The 18,134-nt window shown below is 36.9% G+C and carries 12 protein-coding genes and 1 riboswitch; of the genes, 2 read left to right on the top strand and 10 right to left on the bottom strand.

The annotated features are described in order from the left end of the window. Window positions 1-78 precede the first annotated feature (78 nt). Together VK91_RS09210 and VK91_RS09205 are read right to left on the bottom strand one after the other, a co-directional pair. Window positions 79-2,649 carry a vitamin B12-dependent ribonucleotide reductase gene (locus VK91_RS09210; RefSeq protein ID WP_048392276.1) on the bottom strand — a complete coding sequence of 857 codons (2,571 nt, stop codon included), beginning with the start codon at window positions 2,647-2,649 and terminating at the stop codon, window positions 79-81. A 200-nt stretch (window positions 2,650-2,849) separates the two neighbouring features. Further along, window positions 2,850-3,629, bottom strand: coding sequence for a biotin/lipoate A/B protein ligase family protein (locus tag VK91_RS09205; RefSeq protein ID WP_081010955.1), 780 nt, complete (start codon window positions 3,627-3,629; stop codon window positions 2,850-2,852). A gap of 263 nt (window positions 3,630-3,892) precedes the next feature. Between VK91_RS09205 and VK91_RS09200 the strand changes: the two genes are divergently transcribed. Together VK91_RS09200 and VK91_RS09195 are read left to right on the top strand one after the other, a co-directional pair. Then, a complete protein-coding gene (locus VK91_RS09200; RefSeq protein WP_004231073.1) occupies window positions 3,893-4,279 on the top strand; it encodes a rhodanese-like domain-containing protein in 387 nt (128 codons plus the stop codon). 524 nt (window positions 4,280-4,803) lie between these two features. Next, a riboswitch (glycine riboswitch) is annotated at window positions 4,804-4,880 on the top strand. 152 nt (window positions 4,881-5,032) lie between these two features. Continuing rightward, window positions 5,033-6,370: an amino acid permease gene (locus VK91_RS09195; RefSeq protein ID WP_048392275.1), complete on the top strand. Its 1,338-nt coding sequence runs from the start codon at window positions 5,033-5,035 to the stop codon at window positions 6,368-6,370. Window positions 6,371-6,403: 33 nt separating this feature from the next. Here VK91_RS09195 and VK91_RS09190 read toward each other — a convergent pair whose 3' ends face one another. The 8 genes from VK91_RS09190 to VK91_RS09155 form a co-directional block, all read right to left on the bottom strand. Continuing rightward, window positions 6,404-7,369 (bottom strand): glutaminase, encoded by a 966-nt coding sequence (locus tag VK91_RS09190; protein WP_048392274.1) that lies wholly within the window; start codon window positions 7,367-7,369, stop codon window positions 6,404-6,406. Window positions 7,370-7,438: 69 nt separating this feature from the next. Next, window positions 7,439-8,854: a M20 family metallopeptidase gene (locus VK91_RS09185; protein WP_048392273.1), complete on the bottom strand. Its 1,416-nt coding sequence runs from the start codon at window positions 8,852-8,854 to the stop codon at window positions 7,439-7,441. Window positions 8,855-8,873: 19 nt separating this feature from the next. Further along, complete coding sequence (locus VK91_RS09180; RefSeq protein ID WP_048392272.1) at window positions 8,874-10,094, bottom strand: MFS transporter; 1,221 nt, start codon at window positions 10,092-10,094, stop codon at window positions 8,874-8,876. A gap of 300 nt (window positions 10,095-10,394) precedes the next feature. Next, complete coding sequence (locus tag VK91_RS09175) at window positions 10,395-11,696, bottom strand: hypothetical protein (RefSeq protein WP_048392271.1); 1,302 nt, start codon at window positions 11,694-11,696, stop codon at window positions 10,395-10,397. Between the two features lie 153 nt (window positions 11,697-11,849). Next, the gene (locus VK91_RS09170) at window positions 11,850-14,699 is read right to left on the bottom strand and encodes a hypothetical protein (RefSeq protein ID WP_048392270.1); all 2,850 of its coding nucleotides are present in this window, start codon (window positions 14,697-14,699) and stop codon (window positions 11,850-11,852) included. 264 nt (window positions 14,700-14,963) lie between these two features. Next, entirely contained in the window at window positions 14,964-17,243 is a 2,280-nt protein-coding gene (locus VK91_RS09165; RefSeq protein WP_048392683.1) for an ATP-binding protein, read from the bottom strand. Between the two features lie 50 nt (window positions 17,244-17,293). Further along, complete coding sequence (comX, locus tag VK91_RS09160) at window positions 17,294-17,452, bottom strand: competence pheromone ComX (protein WP_048392269.1); 159 nt, start codon at window positions 17,450-17,452, stop codon at window positions 17,294-17,296. Between the two features lie 278 nt (window positions 17,453-17,730). Next, the gene (locus tag VK91_RS09155; RefSeq protein WP_048392268.1) at window positions 17,731-18,114 is read right to left on the bottom strand and encodes an SMI1/KNR4 family protein; all 384 of its coding nucleotides are present in this window, start codon (window positions 18,112-18,114) and stop codon (window positions 17,731-17,733) included. Window positions 18,115-18,134: the final 20 nt, after the last annotated feature.

Genomic DNA, 18,134 nt, shown 5'->3' with positions numbered 1-18,134 from the left:
TTTCCATTTATACAAAAATACCCCTTTAGATTATCTTATCTAAAGGGGTAAAAAGTTACAACTGTTATTAAATTTAATTTATAGACCGCATTTCAACTGTGCGCCACAGTTTGTACATGTATTACAGCCGCCCATTTCTTCGACTGTGCCTTTACGGCATACTGGGCATGTATTCCCAACGTCTGAGCCAATAACAGTTGTTGACTCTAACGCTTGAATCGTATCTACTAATACGACTGGACGTTTTGTATGTTCTTCAACCAATTCCTCTTCAAATGAAAGTTGATCCATATCATTTTCTTCTGCTTTTAGTGTAAGTACTTGTGAATCACGGCTACCGTCAACATAGACCGTACCACCTTTAGCGCCACCTTTATATAGTCGCTCGTACACTTTTTCAACTTGCTGTACTGTATAGCCTTTTGGTGCGTTTACAGTTTTAGAAATAGATGAATCGATCCATTTTTGAATAATACATTGCACATCCGCATGCGCTTCTGGTTTTAGCTCCATTGCTGTAACGAACCATTCTGGAAGCTCTTGCTCATTTACTTCTGGATGACGGTTCAAATATTCTTGGACAATTTCAGCTTTTACTTCAATGAATTTACCTAGACGACCAGAACGATAGTACGTGAAGGAGAAGTATGGCTCAAGACCTGTTGCTACCCCTACCATTGTTCCTGTGGACCCTGTTGGTGCAACCGTTAATAAATGTGAGTTACGGATTCCAGTCGCTAAAATTTGCTCTTTGATATGAGCAGGCATTTTTTGCATAAAGCCTGTCTCTGTAAAGGCTTTACGTAAACGAGCTGTTTCTTCGTCTGTAGCACCTACTAAGAATGGGAAGCTACCACGCTCTTTCGCAAGCTCTGTAGACGCCTCATACGCAGTTTCAGCGATTGTTTTAAAGATTTCATCGACTAACGCATTACCTGCTTCTGAACCGTATTCTTTTTCACAGTAAATCAGCAAATCGGCTAAGCCCATAACGCCTAATCCAACACGACGTTCACCAAGAGCTTGTACACGGTTTTCTTCTAAGAAGTAAGGTGTCGCATCAATCACATTATCCTGCATACGAACACCAACACGAACTGTTTCACGTAGTGCTTCGTAATCAACTGATTGATTTTCTTTATTCGCAAACTGTGCTAAATTCACAGCAGCTAAGTTACACACAGAATATGGTGCAAGTGGTTGCTCGCCACATGGGTTCGTCGCTACAACACTTTGACCGTATGCCTTTGCATTTGTCATGTCATTGGCGTTGTCAATGAAGAAAATACCTGGCTCTGCTGAGTATGTTGCACATACATTAATTAAATTCCATAACTCTTTTGCTTTAATTGTACGGTATGTGCGGACTTTATAGCCCATTTTCTCCCATTCACGAACATCACCAACTTCATGCCATTTCGTGTTGTAAACGCTCATTTCTTCCTTTGTATATTCTTCAACAGCTGGGAAACGAAGCTCGAAGTCAGCATCTTTTTCAACTGCTTCCATAAATTCTTTTGTTAATGTCACAGAAATGTTGGCACCTGTTAAAAACTCTGGGTTATGAACAGTGTACGTGCCACCATCACGTAATTTATTTTCAGCCTCACGAATGATCGCTGTATCAAATCCACCTAAGCCTTCAATGTTTTTATAATTCACGATGCCTTGATACATCGCTTCTTCTTGCATAGAAAGTGGCTTGAAGTTTAATTTTTCTTTGGCTAGACGGATAATTGTTTCATCCGTTGTATTTTCGATCAGGTAACGCAGAATACGTGGATTTTGCATTTTGGAAATAATAAACTCCACAATATCTGGATGCCAATCTGCTAGCATAATCATTTGTGCGCCACGACGTGATCCACCTTGCTCCACAAGATGTGTCAATTTAGCAATGTCGTCTAACCATGAGACAGAACCAGATGATTTACCGTTTACACCACGAGCTAATGTGTTACGTGGGCGTAATGTTGAACCATTTGTTCCAACACCTCCACCGCGGCTCATAATCTCCATAACTTGCTTACGGTGATCACTGATACCTTCACGAGAGTCAGCGACAAATGGCATCACGTAACAGTTAAAGAAAGTTACATCTGTTTCAGAACCAGCTCCATAAATCACTCGTCCAGCTGGAATGAATTTCAAGGATACTAATTGCTCATAAAATTTTTCAAACCATTCTTGACGTTTTTCTGGTGTTTTTTCAACAGCGGCAAGGCCCGTTGCATTTCGTTTTGCAATTTGTTCATAAAATATCTCAAGAGGCTTTTCTAACACGTCAATTGAACGCGTAATCACACCCGTTTCTTGCTCTTGCGGATCGTCTAATGCGCTACGATAATCCTCTTCAATCAAAATCTCTGCTGTTTTTGTAGACATGTCCAATTTTTGAATTGTCCCTAAACCACGTGCAGGAAATTTCGGATCAGCTTTTACCGTTAATACAACAAAGTCGCCGGCTTTCAATGTTTTCTTTTCTGTGTCTTTAAACGAATAGCGATCGATCATGACAAGTCTTGATACACCTTTGTGTGTAATATGCATATCAGATGTTACGGGGTGTACCTGCGGGAATTGTTCAATATCTTTGTTTAACTGTTCAAATTGATTGTTTACTTCGGGTTGATGATTTGTGAGTACCATCGTTTAGCCTCCCTTGTTTTCTTCATTACAAAATAAATACACAATATCTTGTGTCGTTAAACACTACATATTGTGTATATGTCTTTAAAAAAGATACTATATATAGTTTTTTAATTCAACTCTTGCTTTTTTTAATAGATTCAGAACTACTTGTTATGACTAGGATTGAACGTTAAAAAATATTTTTTTCATACCATTTTTTACTTTTTAAAGTTCCACTCATCTGAAGCATATTTTTTTTCTTCTAAAGCTTGGACATATTCTAATTGCTCCTCAGAAAGTGTAAATGGTTTTAATTCAATTTGCAACGATTTTGCAAAGCCATCTCTAAAAGCTGTCACACATTGTTCAACTGTCACTGGCTCTTTTACAAGACTGTTGATGGCAACAGCCTTTTCTGGTAGCTTTCTACGCATACGATTCTTCGCTTCTTCACTGGAGAAATTAAATACGGATAATAATTTCTCTTGATCCAAATCTAATAAAATGGCGCCATGCTGTAAAATGACACCCTTTTGACGTGTTTGAGCACTTCCAGCTATTTTTTTCCCCTCTACGACAAGTTCATACCAACTTGGTGCATCAAAGCAAACAGCACTTTTTGGACTCTTCAGGTCCGCTCTTTTCTCCTCTGTATCAGGTACACTAAAATAGGCATCCATACCTAGGTTATGGAAACCTTGCAAGATTCCCTCACTTAACACACGATATGCCTCTGTCACAGATTCTGGCATATTCGGATAGCTTTCCGTCACAATAACACTATAAGTTAGCTCATGTTCATGTAGGACAGCTCGTCCACCAGTTGGTCGACGTACAAAACCTAAGCCTTGTTCACGCACAGCATCTAAATTAATATCTCTTTTAGCTTGTTGAAAATAACCAATGGATAATGTCGCAGGCTCCCACTCGTAGAAACGAATTACTGGTGGAATTAACCCCTCACTATGCCAATCAAGTAAGGCTTCATCTAGTGCCATATTAAAAGAAGGACTACATTTCCCTGAATTTAAAAAATACCAAGTTGTCATATGCTCATCTCCTACAAATATAAAATGATCCATCAGGCCCCACCTGTGGGTCAACTTTAACGAATATTATACTACAGTTCAAATTGCGAACGATTGCTTGTGTAACGAAAAAAGCGAATTCGCTACAACCTAGTTAATTTTATCAAACTCATTGGACTATCGCTAGCGCATCTTTTATAATAATAGAGAAGATAGAAAGGGGTAAGAAAATCTTGGACATACTTATCACAATCGGTGTCGTTTTAGTAGTCACAATTGCATATATCGGAATTAATGCACTACGACTCAAAAAAGCCGTAACCAACCTAACACAAGAGCAATTCATAGAAGGCTATCGTAAAGCCCAGCTGATCGATGTTCGTGAGCAAAAAGAATTTGATGCTGGTCACATTCTTGGTGCACGAAATGTGCCTTCGACAACACTACGTCAACGTTATAAAGAAATCCGCCCAGATTTACCAGTATATCTATACTGTCAAAATACAGGCCGTAGCTCACGTGCTGCACTATTTCTTAAAAAACGTGGGTACAACCAAATTTACCAACTTCAAGGTGGTTTCAAAACTTGGACAGGTAAAATAAAAGCAAAAAAATATTAATGCTCTCATCAAAAAAAGTCGTCTCAAAGTACTATGAGACGGCTTCTTTTTTAAAAAATTCAGAGTTTCTACTATATTATATCTATTTCAAATGATGCTGTACGAGCTTCATGTCATTAAAATAAAAAAGTAAAGCAACAAAACGCATTATAGTCCCCTAATTTGATACAAAATCTACTTTGAACGAGTTCGCTACTTGAGTCGGATCCTCATAAAAATGAGCGCTTTGATGTCTTTTTGGAGCGGTTTTCACTTATGTTTGAGCACTTCGAAAGCTACGTTGAACAATCTTCCAATAAACCACCTCATATTTAAAAACTCCTTCACGAAACACTTTGTATGACCAAAAATACTATTTTTCGTTAGAGATATGCCAGTTACGAACCCTATTCTTCTATTTTTCTGAAAATAGTTAAAATTTATTGTTGAATAATTTTAGAAGCACTGTTAGGATGTATAATATCTTACAATAATAATTGATTATCAAGTTAATAAGCTATGAATGCTATGGATCAAACTATAGCAGGAGCAGTTCTGGAGAGAGCGCACATTGCGTCGCCGAAGGGTTCACTATCTCAGGCAAAAGGACAGAGGAGTAATACAGCTTTTATAAGCGATGCTACACCATTTCATGTAGACATCTGCGAATAAATGGTATTTGTTATTCTGACGTTTTTCCGAGACTAGTGTCACAACTAGTCTCTTTTTATTTTTCCAGTCATAGTTTTTTATGCATCTTTGAGGGGGATTAACGTGGAACAGCAACAATTAAAACGAGATTTAAAAAATCGCCATGTACAGCTTATTGCCATTGGTGGAACAATTGGGACTGGTTTATTTTTAGGCTCTGGAAAAGCTATTGCCTTAGCAGGGCCTTCGATCATCCTGGCCTACTTAATTGTAGGGACAGCGCTATTTTTTGTGATGCGTGCCTTAGGTGAATTGTTACTATCCAATGCAGGCTACACTTCATTTACGGATTTTGCATCCGAATACATAGGGCCTTGGGCAGGTTATATCACAGGTTGGACATACTGGTTCTGTTGGATTATGACGGCGATGGCAGACATTATTGCGGTGGGGGTTTATACACAATATTGGTTTGATATCCCACAATGGGTGCCAGCCATTGGTTGCCTTGTATTGTTATTACTACTAAATCTATTAACTGTTAAGCTTTTTGGTGAGCTAGAATTTTGGTTCGCTATTATTAAAGTTATTACAATTGTAGCACTTATTATTATTGGTCTTATTATGCTAGTAACTGGCTTTCAAACTAGCTCAGGAACAGTATCAGTTGAAAACCTGTGGGCACATGGAGGCATGTTCCCAAATGGAATATACGGCTTTTTAATGGCCTTCCAAATGGTTGTCTTTGCATTTGTTGGTGTGGAATTAGTGGGGGTTTCAGCAGCTGAAACAGCAGATCCTCAAAAAAATATTCCTTCTGCCATTAATAAAATTCCATTTCGCATTTTACTTTTCTATGTAGGGGCATTATTTGTCATTTTATGTATTAACCCATGGTATGAGATGTCTGCTTCAAGCAGCCCCTTTGTCCAAGTGTTTACATTAGCAGGTATACCGATTGCTGCTGGTATTATAAATTTTGTTGTGCTTACTTCAGCGGCTTCAGCAGGTAACAGTGGGTTATTCTCCACAAGTCGGATGCTCTATAATCTTGGTAACAATAAACAGGCATCTCCAGCATTCGCCAAACTCAACAAAAACAGTGTACCAAGTAATGCACTCGTTATTTCTACTATTGTTGTATCAGCTGGTGCTCTGTTAAGTAAGTTGATGCCAGAGAACGCCTTTAGTGTTGTGACGACGATTAGTGCAATTTGTTTTATATGGGTGTGGAGCATTATCATCATTTCGCACATTATCTACAAACGAAAAAAACGTGCTTTACATGAAGCTTCAATCTTCAAAGCACCACTGACACCTTTTATCAACTACGTTGTGCTTGCGTTTTTCGCCTTTTTATTAATAGTGATGTTTATTTCTGAGGCGACACGTACAGCACTGCTGTTAACACCAATTTGGTTTATCGTTTTATTTATTATTTATAAAATGAAAAAAAGATGACTTCAGACTAAGCGCTGAAATCATCTTCACTTATTAAAAAATAGTCATATCCCATTCTGTTGCTAGCTGTTTCAGCAACTGTACACCTGCAACACTGTTTCCTATTGGATCAATCGCTGGGCCGTAAATTCCGATACCACAGCCAGTAGGAAACGGCGAGTGTAGGCCGGCATGTCCTGGAACAGCCGCAAGAATCGCACCTGATACACCACTTTTGGCAGGGAGACCAATAAATGCTGCAAACTTCCCTGAGGCATTGTACATACCACACGTTACCATCAAAGCCTTCGCTAATTTTGCCACTTGTTTTGGGAATAGCTGTTTCTTTAACAGTGGGTGATAGCCATCATTCGCAATAACTAGGCCAATCATGGCTAAATCTGATACATTGACTTCAATTGCACATTGCTTCAAATAAACCTCAAGCGCCGCCTCTACTGGACAATCTAAAAACCCTGAATCCATTAAGTAGTAGGCCAATGCTCGATTACGATTAGCCGTTTGCCACTCTGACTGGAATACTTCTTCATTGATACTCAATTGCTTGCCTATGATTTGTTCTAAAAATTGTAGAATCTTTGTGACCTTCTCTTGTGGAGAATGACCAGCCAACATGGAGGATACCGTAATAGCCCCAGCATTAATCATCGGGTTAAAGGGTTTACCTGGCTGATGACTTTCTAAGCGAATAATTGAGTTAAAGGTATCTCCTGTTGGTTCAACATCTACTCTTTCTAAAACATATGGTAAGCCTCGATCCATACAGGCTAAAATAAAGGTAATAACCTTGGAAACGCTTTGAAGGGTAAATAGTTCTTCGGTATCTCCCGCTTTGATTTCGTGGCCTTCAGTCCCAACAATCGCCACAGCTAATTGATTAGGATCTTTTTTGGCTAAAGCAGGGATATAATTAGCACATTGCCCTTCTTTGGTAGCTGCACGATACTGTGATACCCACTGTGCTAGAAGATGATGCTGATGATTGGGTTGTGTTGACATGTCGCGTTCTCCTTTCAAAATGAGGCAAAAACAGAGCCTTCATAGTTCTCCTATGAAGACTCTATCCTGTTAGCGCTTAGGTGGCTGTGTTCCCTCTGGAATTAAAGATTGATATGTTTCACCATCTAGACGCTCTTGCCATTCCTTTTTCGCTTTTTCAATGTATAGAGGATTATCCAGCAACGCTAAGGCTGTACAAGCCATAATTTTAGCAGCCTGTAGCATTCCTTTATGCGCTATTGGGGTCACTCCCTGAGACACTACCTGCCATGTATGTAATGGTGTTCCTAATGCCATGCATACAGTTGTACACTGTACGGTTGGTACGTTCCAGCTAACATCTCCAACATCTGTAGAGCCACCCATAATAAATTCAGGTAGCATGCCTGGAACATGATCAGCAATCACTTTTCCTTGTAATAGCTTGGCATCTTCTTTACGTAAGCCTACTAATGAAGCTGCTTGTACTTCTGGTGTAAACGTATTGAAAATAGCCTGCGCATACTGTTCATCCTCTATTGTATAGTCTGGCATACCAATTTCAAGTATTTGTTGATACATCACATCATAAAGTGTTTTATTTGTAATAAGATTCGAAGCAGCACCTTCAAACTCGATGTCCACTGACGTCCCTGTCATCATTGTGGCACCCTTTGCAATGTTCTCAACGCGTTGATAAATTTCCTGTACTTGCTGCTTTTTAGGTGCCCTAACTAGATACGTTACCTCTGCATATGGTTGAACTACATTTGGCGAGGTTCCACCAGAATTAGTAATGGCATAATGCACACGCGCTTCTGGAATGATGTGTTCTCGTAAGTAGTTTACCCCAACATTCATAAGCTCAACAGCATCTAAAGCACTTCGTCCAAGATGTGGTGCAGCTGCGGCATGAGCACTTTTGCCCGTAAACTTAAACGTTGCGGCATAGTTTGCTAGAGAACTACACGTCATCACAGTCGAAAACGTACCTGGATGCCAAGAGATCGCGATATCAACATCATCAAAAAGGCCAGCCTTTGCCATATAAGCTTTACCAGATCCATTCTCCTCTGCAGGGCAACCGTAAAAACGGATTGTTGCTGACTGATGATTTTGCTCTAAATAATCCTTTACAGCAACAGCAGCTGCGTATGCGCCAGTACCTAATAAGTTATGACCACAGCCATGTCCACTTCCACCATCCACAACAGGCTCATGTTGTGTCGCCCCACCTTTTTGACTCAAGCCTGGAAGCGCATCATATTCACCTAAAAAGGCAATTACAGGCTTGCCAGAACCATAAGTTCCAACAAGCGCTGTTTCAAGACCCGCAACACCGACTTCTGTTTGAAAACCCTCTTTTTCTAGTGCCTGTTTCATATATTCCATCGATTTCTTTTCTTGAAAATGAAGCTCAGGCACAGCCCAAATCGCATCGCTTAATGCTACTGTAGCTTGCTGTTTTGCTTCAATTAACGTTGAAATTTTCTCATGATAACTCATATTTGTCCCTCCAAATTCATTATGCTTTTAACAATGTTCCTTTTTGGTCGTTTAGTGTGACAAGCGACACAATACAGATAAGCGCAAAGCCAATTAACATCCAAAAGGCTGCATCAAAGGAGCCATTAAAGGCATCCACCATAAATCCAATTGCCATCGGTGTAACAAACCCTGCTAATTGTCCCCCTGTATTGGCAATCCCCATTGCAGAACCTGTGATAGAAGAAGGTAATTTCTTGAGTACAATAACAGGTAGTAATGTAATGACAAACGCAATAAATATCGAAACGACTGTTTGGTAACCAATAAATAACGTCACTGTTTTGGCAGTAAACATTAAATACAATAAAAGACCAATGACTGCGCAGGAGATGGAGCCTAACACTTTCTCCATACCTTTTGGTAGCTTATCAATGATATAGCCACTACCATATACACCAATTATCGTTGTAATCGCAGGTATTGTTTGCGCCCAACCAATGGACATTAAATCCAAGCCTCGATTTTTTTGAAGATATGTTGGAATCCAAGAAACTAATCCCCAGTTCACTGCATAAATACAAAAATAAGCAATGATTAAATTCCACATTAGGGGTGTTTTCAGTAACTCTTTAAAATTCACTTTGTTCGTAGTATTTTCTGTTCCAGCTGTAGCTGCCTCATCTTTCGGGAGTTGAATGTATTTCCAATATATAAAGGCAATTATTGCCCCAATGGCCCCAATGATGATAAACATCATGCGCCAGCCAATCGTTCCTAATAAATAAGCAGCTAGCAAAGGGACGATGAGTGAAACAATGCCACCAGAAGTAAGCATGATGGACATCGCTCTACCTCTTTCCTCTTTTGGGAAAATCGTAGCAATAATTTTAGAGCTTGATGGCTGAAAACCACCCTCACCAATGCCAAATAAAAAACGAATCACAATCATCGCTGTTAAAGACCAAGCAATAGCTGTTAGGCCAGTAAAAATAGACCACGTGATAACAGCCATCAATAAAACTCGTTTTGCGCCAAACTTATCGGCAAGCCAGCCACCCGGTATTTGCATAATGGCATAGCCTAAAAAGAAAGCGCTTAAAATAATACCCGTTGAAGATGCATCTAGTTGCAAATCCCCTGTAATCGAAACTACTGCGTAGTTCATAATATAGCGATCTAAATTCCCTAAAGACCAGCCTAAAAATAAAAGTGCAAGGATGACATTTCTAGATTTCTTAGTTATTTCATTTGTTGTCATTCATATCCCTCCCATATATAGAAATCCTCTCTTTATTGCCACGACTATTCTTGAATATGCTTGCCCCCTTGTCCGTAAATCCCCTTTTATATAACGACATTTTCGTTATATATTCGTATAATAATCAAAGTTCAATAAAAAGACAATATTTTTTTGAAAATTTCTAATAGATAATCGTCTTCGTAAATCCATATTATTTACCTAAATAACTGCTAAATTCATTAATTTATCAGTATTTAAGGCTTCAAAAAGCATAAAAAAATGTCCCACACCATTTATTGGTTTGGGACATTTTTGTTTTTAGACAAGTTGATACATTTTAATAGGTCTGCCTCGAGTATGCTGTAATTCTTCCCCACAAATTCTCGCTAAATCTACATTACATAAATCTGCTACGATTCGTTGGGCATTTCTCTCGCTCATTTGCAGTTGTGACGCCAAATCCTTTGTCGTAAAATGCTTCCAATGCATTTTTTGTACAAGTGCATGGATTTTCATATAGGTTTTAATACTAATATTCCCTTTTTTTAGTTTTTCTAAAATATAAGGGTCTTCTGCTCGGTAGGAATAGGATAGCTCTTCTACATTCCCTACCGATTCAATAATGGTGCCATCATCCTGTATCATCACGATGTCAATAGCCTCGTTTTCCTTCGTCTGTCTTAGTCCTCGGTGAGCATGTAACTCAGCATTGAACACTGTTTGAGCAAAGCCAATGCCTGCTGTCACCTTCGTCTCCATTTCAATCGACAACTGATACATTTTTTCCTGTAAAAATCGTATTTGCCCTTCAATCGCACCTCTTGTACTAAAGATCGTATATTTACCATTCCCCTCTTCAATAAGAGAGCCATCAATCTGTTCACAGAGCTGTAGTAGATTTTCCTTCGTACGCAATTCTAAATATTGAATACGATAGCCTTGCTTCATGCGCTCTTTTAATGAATCAAAGTCCTTAATTTCAAGCATGACTGCACCAATTTGTGTCTCTTTATAGTAGGACGTTTTGATCTTCTCTGTAAAAAGCTGAACTGTATGATAAATTTCTGTTTTTGTCGGGGAAACCCAATAAGATGGAACGCCTCGTTTCTTCAGCTCTTCATCAACAGAGGGATAACAAGTAATCGCAAAATCAATTTTGCTCGCCTGCCAAAGACTATAATGGAAATCAAATAGCTCTTGTGGATCAATAGCGACATCAAATTCCTTTAAATACATATGATGGACATTATGCTGAATCTCTGCAAGACTTTCTGAAGCCATTTGAGAAGGCGAAGGAATAATATCGATACTAACATTTTCTATAAACTTTTTTTGCTGATAGGATTGCTCTAAAAAACCCCGATAAATAGCCGCTTCGGAAAAAATAATATGGGTCAATTTATCTTTGGATACATTCGTTTGACTGGCAAGCTTATAAGGGATGTAACCAGAAAACAACCAGAAATCGACAGCCTGATTATGTGTCTCCACAAGATGCTTTGTTTCCGTCGCCACTTCATATATATACGGAATAAATTCCATATCCTGTTCGATTTCTCGTGCTAAGGCAATAATTCTTTCAACGGATTGAATGGGACCAACAACACCTATTTTATACATCTTTTGTTCCTACCTTCTTTGTGAAACTACAATCTTTATGTAAAAAATTTATTCCTTTGTTGTACATAGTATAGCGGACAATCAAATTACTAGACAAATCTTATGTATAAAGAAAAGCCTCGAAAACTGTTCGAGGCCATCTGGAAGTAACAATTATTGCTCGGTTGGATACATGTTTGTATAGAGTAACTCTAATCTTTTAGAGAGCTTTCCATAGGCTGTTTGCCATGCTTTACGTGCAGCATCATTATTGCTCCCTGCTGGTTCGTATATAGCATGCACCTCTTCAACCTTCTTCAAATCACCCTCTGCTTGTGTGAGCTTCGAATAATTTTTAACAACCTTCTTATCAGCATCACTCAGAGCATCATAGGCTTTACGGATTTCACTTACTTTCTCCTGTAAACCATTGATATATTCACCTTTTACAAGAAGTGAATTGATGGATTCAATTAATGACAATGCATTTTCATTCGTTTGCTGTTGTCCTTTTTGCTTATCAATGATCAATTGTCTAGTTCCTGCATCAATCAGGCTCACTTGTTTAGATGTAAGCTTTTCATATGCCTTGATCACAGTGCTGGGATTTGAAGCAAAGGATTTCTCATAGGTCTTCATAAAGCTTTCCACTTTTTTCACGTCTGCAAGCGCAGTTTTTAAAATATCATAGTTCGTAATCAGTTTTTTCTCACTTGAACTAAGGCTACTATATTGTGTAGAAAGATTTTTAATACGTTCAATCGTTACGACATAGAGATTATTGGAAACAATTGTGGCAATACCATTATTTAGCTGTGTAATTTTCGATGCATTTTCATCTATATTTTGATTTTTTAATAAAGCTTCATATTGTTCTTTTGCTAAATGCTGCTGATTCGCAGGTAATTTCGCATAAGCTTTTTGCACTGTTTCAATTTTTTTAGCCTTTTTCGCAGCATCTGTTTCTTCTCTAGCAGTCTGTATTTTTTTATAGAATGATTTTACTCCTGTAATATCCTTATTTGCTGCTGTTAATAAATAATAATTTGTCACGTATTTTCTTGCAGCTGAAGACAATTTTTTATAGGATTCAGAAGCTGTATTAACAGCGGTTTCTAATTGATTGAATGAATATTTCGTAACATCCGCAAATTTGGCTATATCCGCCTTTAACGCCTCTGCTGCTGCTTTATCAGTAGGCACTTTACCATTGCCATCAACTGAAATCTTTGGCGTGTTTAGTAAAAATTCTTCAGCATTATATACAAGTGATTGCTGTAAATTTGTAAGATTATTATAAGCTTTTAAAGTACTTGTATAGCTTGAATTAAGTTTACTTTCCGTTACACCAGTTGTTGCAGATAATTTTTGATAGGCATCCATATCTTTAATTACTTTTTCAGCTGCTTTTAAATCTTTCTGTAAGGTAACAAGACTATCGTAGCCATTAATTTGTGCTGCGGAGGCTTTTGTTAAGCTCTTATATTCCTTGATCATTTGATTAACATTATTGACATGACTTTGCCATGAACCAGCAGACGGATTGAACGGATAAACATCATCGCTAATATAGCTATCTATAACATTATTTAAATTTATAATTTGACTTTCTTCTGCACGTTCTGCTGTAGTCAAACGCTGCACATACACATCTGGCACTAATTTTAATTGTTTATACGTTAATTTTTCATAGGCTGTACGGATTGATTTAGCAGTCGTCACTTGTTTATTAGGCGTACTATTTGTAGCTAATTTATCAAATGATTTAATGAATTGCTCGACCTTTTTAATATCCGATTTAGCCTCAGACAAAATTGCTTGGTTTTGAACAGCGGCTCGGTAGCTTTGTGATAATTTCTCAATATCCGCTTCGATTGTCTTCACGCTCGCTTGTAAGGAATCAACATCCGAAGCTACATATTTCACAAGTGAATTCTCATAAGATAATAAATTAATAATAGCTTGATTGAGTTTTCTGACTTCTTTTATCTCTTCAAGATCATTTGGCTCGTTTAATAGTTTTTTAATGCTCGTATATAGGGTCTCATCTACATCTAAGCTACGCTGTAACAGATCTAGCTTATTATAAGCCTCTTCTAGTTCCTTTATTTCTTTTTCATTACTAGTCTCTATTTTGCTCCATTTTTCATTTAACTTAGTTATTAATTCAACATCAGCAAGTGCTCGCTTTAAGACATCATAATTAGACACATTACCTTTAGCTGCCGCTGATAAGGATTGATAGTTTTTTTCTAGTTCCGCAACTTTAGCACTAAATTCTGCTAAGCTTGATACATTGTATTTATTATCATTGACCAGTAAAGCTTTAATCTCTTTCGTTAAAGTATCAGTGGGTTGTTTAGAGACTGTGATGGTATCAGATAGTTTAGATTCCGCAAAAGAAAGACCCACTTTTGCTTTGACAGTAACAGCAATATTTTTAATATCCTTTTCAATGGCATCCTTCGGAATCGTATATGTACTACCTGCAGCTCCCTCTATGATAGTAAAGGAGTTATCGCCTAATTTATAAAACCATTGATAACTATATGTAATTTGATCACTTTGCAATTTTGCACCATTCTTATCAGTTACAGTAATACCAGCCACTTTCACTGTTTCTCCCGGTGCTACAAAACCAGCGGATTGACCTTCTAACGTTGGAATGGTGATATCGAGCTCTAATGGCTGAATAGTGCGCGGTGCACTTTTAAATTTTTTACCATCTGTCGTAGTTGCTTCCACAAAAATGCTTTTTCCAGCTGCTTCAACAGGCACTTTTAATGAAATAGATGTTGCTCCAGAGATGGGCTTATTTGTTGAACCCTCTTCACCAGTAATTTCCTCTAGATAATACCATTGATAGGCATTGACGATTGTATCATTTGGTAATTTTTCCACTTTTAATGTTGCATTGACAATATTTTCTCCAGTGACTGAAACTGTTTCGGCCGCACCTGCTACAGTGGGAACGATAAGTGCAACAGGAATAGCTGCTGCTGTTAAAAATAATTTTTTATTCAAATCTATTGACCTCCTCAATCCTTCTCCTGAATTATATCGGTCATATGGCCATAATTTCCTTGAATATTAGGTAAATACTCTAAAAAGTGTATTTTTTCCTGATTTACTATTTACCAAATAATATTTTTTTGATAACGTTTTATCATTTTTGATTATAAATAAATACTTTTCAAACAAAAGCCTTCTAACCCACATTCGTAGCCTCTACGAAGAGATTAAAAGGTGTTAAAAAAATATATGCACTTATGCTTCCGCTTCATCTGGTTATCCTCGTATCATATAAGTTGGTCGGGTCAGGGTCTTATAGGTATAGGGATTCGTATGTTGGGTTTCACTTACTTGGATACGAATCGTCATCCCTTCTCCTACTTTGCTATCTAATGCGAATTTCCCATTAAAAGCTTGAACGCGCTCCTGCATGCCTTGTATGCCCATAGAATCGGCAAGTAGAATATCATCTATATTACAACCAACACCATCATCGCTATACAAAATTTGGAATCCCTCTTCGGTGCCCAGTAAATGTATTTCAACTGTATTAGCATAGGAATGTTTTAACGCATTGTTTAATAATTCTTGAAACAGTCGATAAATCATTAAATTTAAACGCTCATCCTCTAAATAGAGGCGGTCAATCGTATATATCAAAACAAAATTAGCCCGTTTATGAATTTTCTGTATTAATTTTTCAAGGGCTGCATTTAAGCCCAATGTATCTAATAGAGGTGGCTTTAAGTTTTCGCAGTAGCCCCTCAAATCATTCAGAGAGATAATCATATGTTCATGAAGCTTTATAAGTTTAGATGGGATCTCCTCTTTTTCTTTGGTATGCATGAGGACATCCATTTCCCTTGCAATGTGCAGTTGTTCTTGTAAAATCGTATCATGAAGTTCCTGCGCTAACTGATATTTTTCTTCCTCGAACCTTAGCCAGAGTAATTTATTGAGCCATGGTAGCTGTCGATTATCAGCTTCTTTCATATGCTTTAACTGATTTAAAAGCTCCTCAACCATTTTTGTGTTTTCGATAAAATTATTTAAATAGAGCAGCAATAATTCTAGCCATAGCAGTTCCTCGTCCTTGAGATAAATCGTTTTATTATGATCCACAACAAGGATTCGTTTATAGTTCACATCCTGATGAATAAAGGCGATATAGAAATGATCTGTCTTCTTTATATCTCCCAAGCCTAATCGTTCGACTAGTACCTCATCTATTTGATGCTGCGTGTATTCTTTTGATTTATTTGTTAAGGTAACTTGATGTGTTTGAAAATCATATGTGAGCACATACACACTTTCCATTTCAAGCTGAACCACAACCTCTTGTACAAATTTCTCCAATAAGTCCTCAATCTTCACCACTCTACCAATACTCTCAACGGTCGTATACAAGCGGTGGATGTAGTCGCCTTTTGTAGAAAATAAAATTTTCCGCTTACGATAATCAATCCGCTCTTTAATGTAGAACAACGCCATTAACGATAGAAAGGCAAAAAAGAAAATCTCTGTCATGTGCGAAACTGATAAATCTGCAAATAAATATAAACCGATTAACAGCCATATCGTAAAGCCAAATGAGAAATTAAAATAATAACGCAATCGAGAAATGAAATACTCCATATCAAAAATACGTTCAGTGAGTTGTGTAAAAATGAAGCTGAATGGAATTAGTAAAAGAAATATGGAACTTATATCTGCCGAAAGAATTTGCCTATGAAAAAAAGTCTCAGGTAACGCATATAGAAATAAGAAAGGTATAAATGGAATAATAATACTACTAATAAGTATTTTAAGTTTTGGCACTCTATATATAATATAACTAATAATCATAATGCTAAGAATGGCTACTAGTAATAAGAAAAATATGCCCAAAATAATACTTGAAACTAGAGAATGAATGTCGTCAAAGACTATACCGAAGATACTTAGAATTACTACAGTTAGAGGAAGTATATATAATACCTTAATATTTTTTAACAACGGCCATTTTATATTCAGAAAGCTAAAATACTCTTTTAAAAAATGTAATAAAAGAACTAGGCAGAGTAGCATACTACCGCGATTAACAATAATTCCAAAATTATTTAAGATACCAGAGGCACCTAAGCTTACATATGCTAATGATACAGTTAATATAAACAATATCAATAAATCCAATAATGGCGTATTTCTTTGTTTAAAATATAAATACAATGAAATCATTAAAGTTAAGAAAAAGTAACACGTTGGTACTATAAATACAAAATAAAAATACTCAGGAATAGCTAATGGTTTTATTTGGATGTGAACCAAATTCCCATTAGGTTGCCTTATGGTTAAACTCTTTGCTTCCCTGATAATATATTCACTTTTTATAAATGGAATGTCGTTTATTTTATTTCCATCGATTTTTACTACATTATCTCCAGGAGTTATTTGTCGTTCTGCTGCCCAGTCTTTATAATAAAAATCCGTTACAAGCCATTGTTCATTCTCTTTTTTTATTTTTATACCTAAAAATGAAGTGCTATAAGTAATAAATAATAAATAAACACCCAACATTAAATAGATACTTATAGCACTCAAAAACCATTTTTCTTTTATTTTTAATTTTAGTTCCACAGTCCCCACTCAGGACCTAACTTTTCTTCAAAAGAATCTAATATTGCTTTTTGTTCAAGTTCTGTTACTCCAATGAGAGAAGCTTTTTTTTCTTTTAACAATGTCACCAACGTCGGGTTTTGCTCTAAATATTGAATCATGTTAATCATTAAAATCGCCTCATTTCTTCATTTTTTTAATTTATAGTCACTATTTTTTGCCAATAATTCCTCTTAATAAGGAATTATTAACCATTTATGTAACTATATTTTCATTATACTACCTCTCTCCAATAATTCAACATAATTTTCTAAAAAATTCAAAAAATAATAGATTACGTAATAATTTTGCTTTATTTTCAATTTTTTTCACCAAAAGTAGACATAGAAAACAATATGAAAAAGCTCCTTCCTTCTAGTAGGAAGAAGCTTTTCATTTTTCTCTTTTGCTAATACTGACACCCTTCTTGTAGCCACTTGTAGAAATCACAAGTAATCAATGTTGCATGCTTTGGGTTCATATCACCACTATCTACTGCTAAAACACGATAATCCTCTGCCTTTATGTCCATTAAAAAGACCATTCCTCCACTATCATCACCAATTGCAATATAGCCTTTTGCATATTCCTCCACTTCCCAAGTCTGGTTTCTTTCTATCACTTCCTCTGTACCATAAATGATTACGCCATTCATTAACGATAAACCGTTACTTTCCTTTAATACAAGTGTATACGCACTCGGAAGTTGGCAATTCAGCCTATGTTCTATGTGTACAATTTGGTGATCTGTTGCAGGTGGATTTACTGTATAGCTATTATGTATAGGTAACATGTCGTCACCGTCCTTTCCAA

Origin of the sequence: Lysinibacillus sp. LK3 (genome assembly GCF_001043675.1) — a bacterium.
GTDB classification, from domain to species: Bacteria; Bacillota; Bacilli; order Bacillales_A; family Planococcaceae; genus Lysinibacillus; species Lysinibacillus capsici.
This window is presented reverse-complemented; position numbering and strand designations above follow the sequence as displayed.

Excerpts from the sequence above, each read along its gene's own strand:
- VK91_RS09210 (WP_048392276.1), bottom strand. The coding sequence starts at position 2,649 with ATGGTACTCACAAATCATCAACCCGAAGTAAACAATCAATTTGAACAG.
- VK91_RS09205 (WP_081010955.1), bottom strand. The coding sequence starts at position 3,629 with ATGGCACTAGATGAAGCCTTACTTGATTGGCATAGTGAGGGGTTAATT.
- VK91_RS09190 (WP_048392274.1), bottom strand. The coding sequence starts at position 7,369 with ATGTCAACACAACCCAATCATCAGCATCATCTTCTAGCACAGTGGGTA.
- VK91_RS09185 (WP_048392273.1), bottom strand. The coding sequence starts at position 8,854 with ATGAGTTATCATGAGAAAATTTCAACGTTAATTGAAGCAAAACAGCAA.
- VK91_RS09180 (WP_048392272.1), bottom strand. The coding sequence starts at position 10,094 with ATGACAACAAATGAAATAACTAAGAAATCTAGAAATGTCATCCTTGCA.
- VK91_RS09175 (WP_048392271.1), bottom strand. The coding sequence starts at position 11,696 with ATGTATAAAATAGGTGTTGTTGGTCCCATTCAATCCGTTGAAAGAATT.
- VK91_RS09165 (WP_048392683.1), bottom strand. The coding sequence starts at position 17,243 with ATGTTGGGTGTTTATTTATTATTTATTACTTATAGCACTTCATTTTTA.
- comX (WP_048392269.1), bottom strand. The coding sequence starts at position 17,452 with ATGATTAACATGATTCAATATTTAGAGCAAAACCCGACGTTGGTGACA.
- VK91_RS09155 (WP_048392268.1), bottom strand. The coding sequence starts at position 18,114 with ATGTTACCTATACATAATAGCTATACAGTAAATCCACCTGCAACAGAT.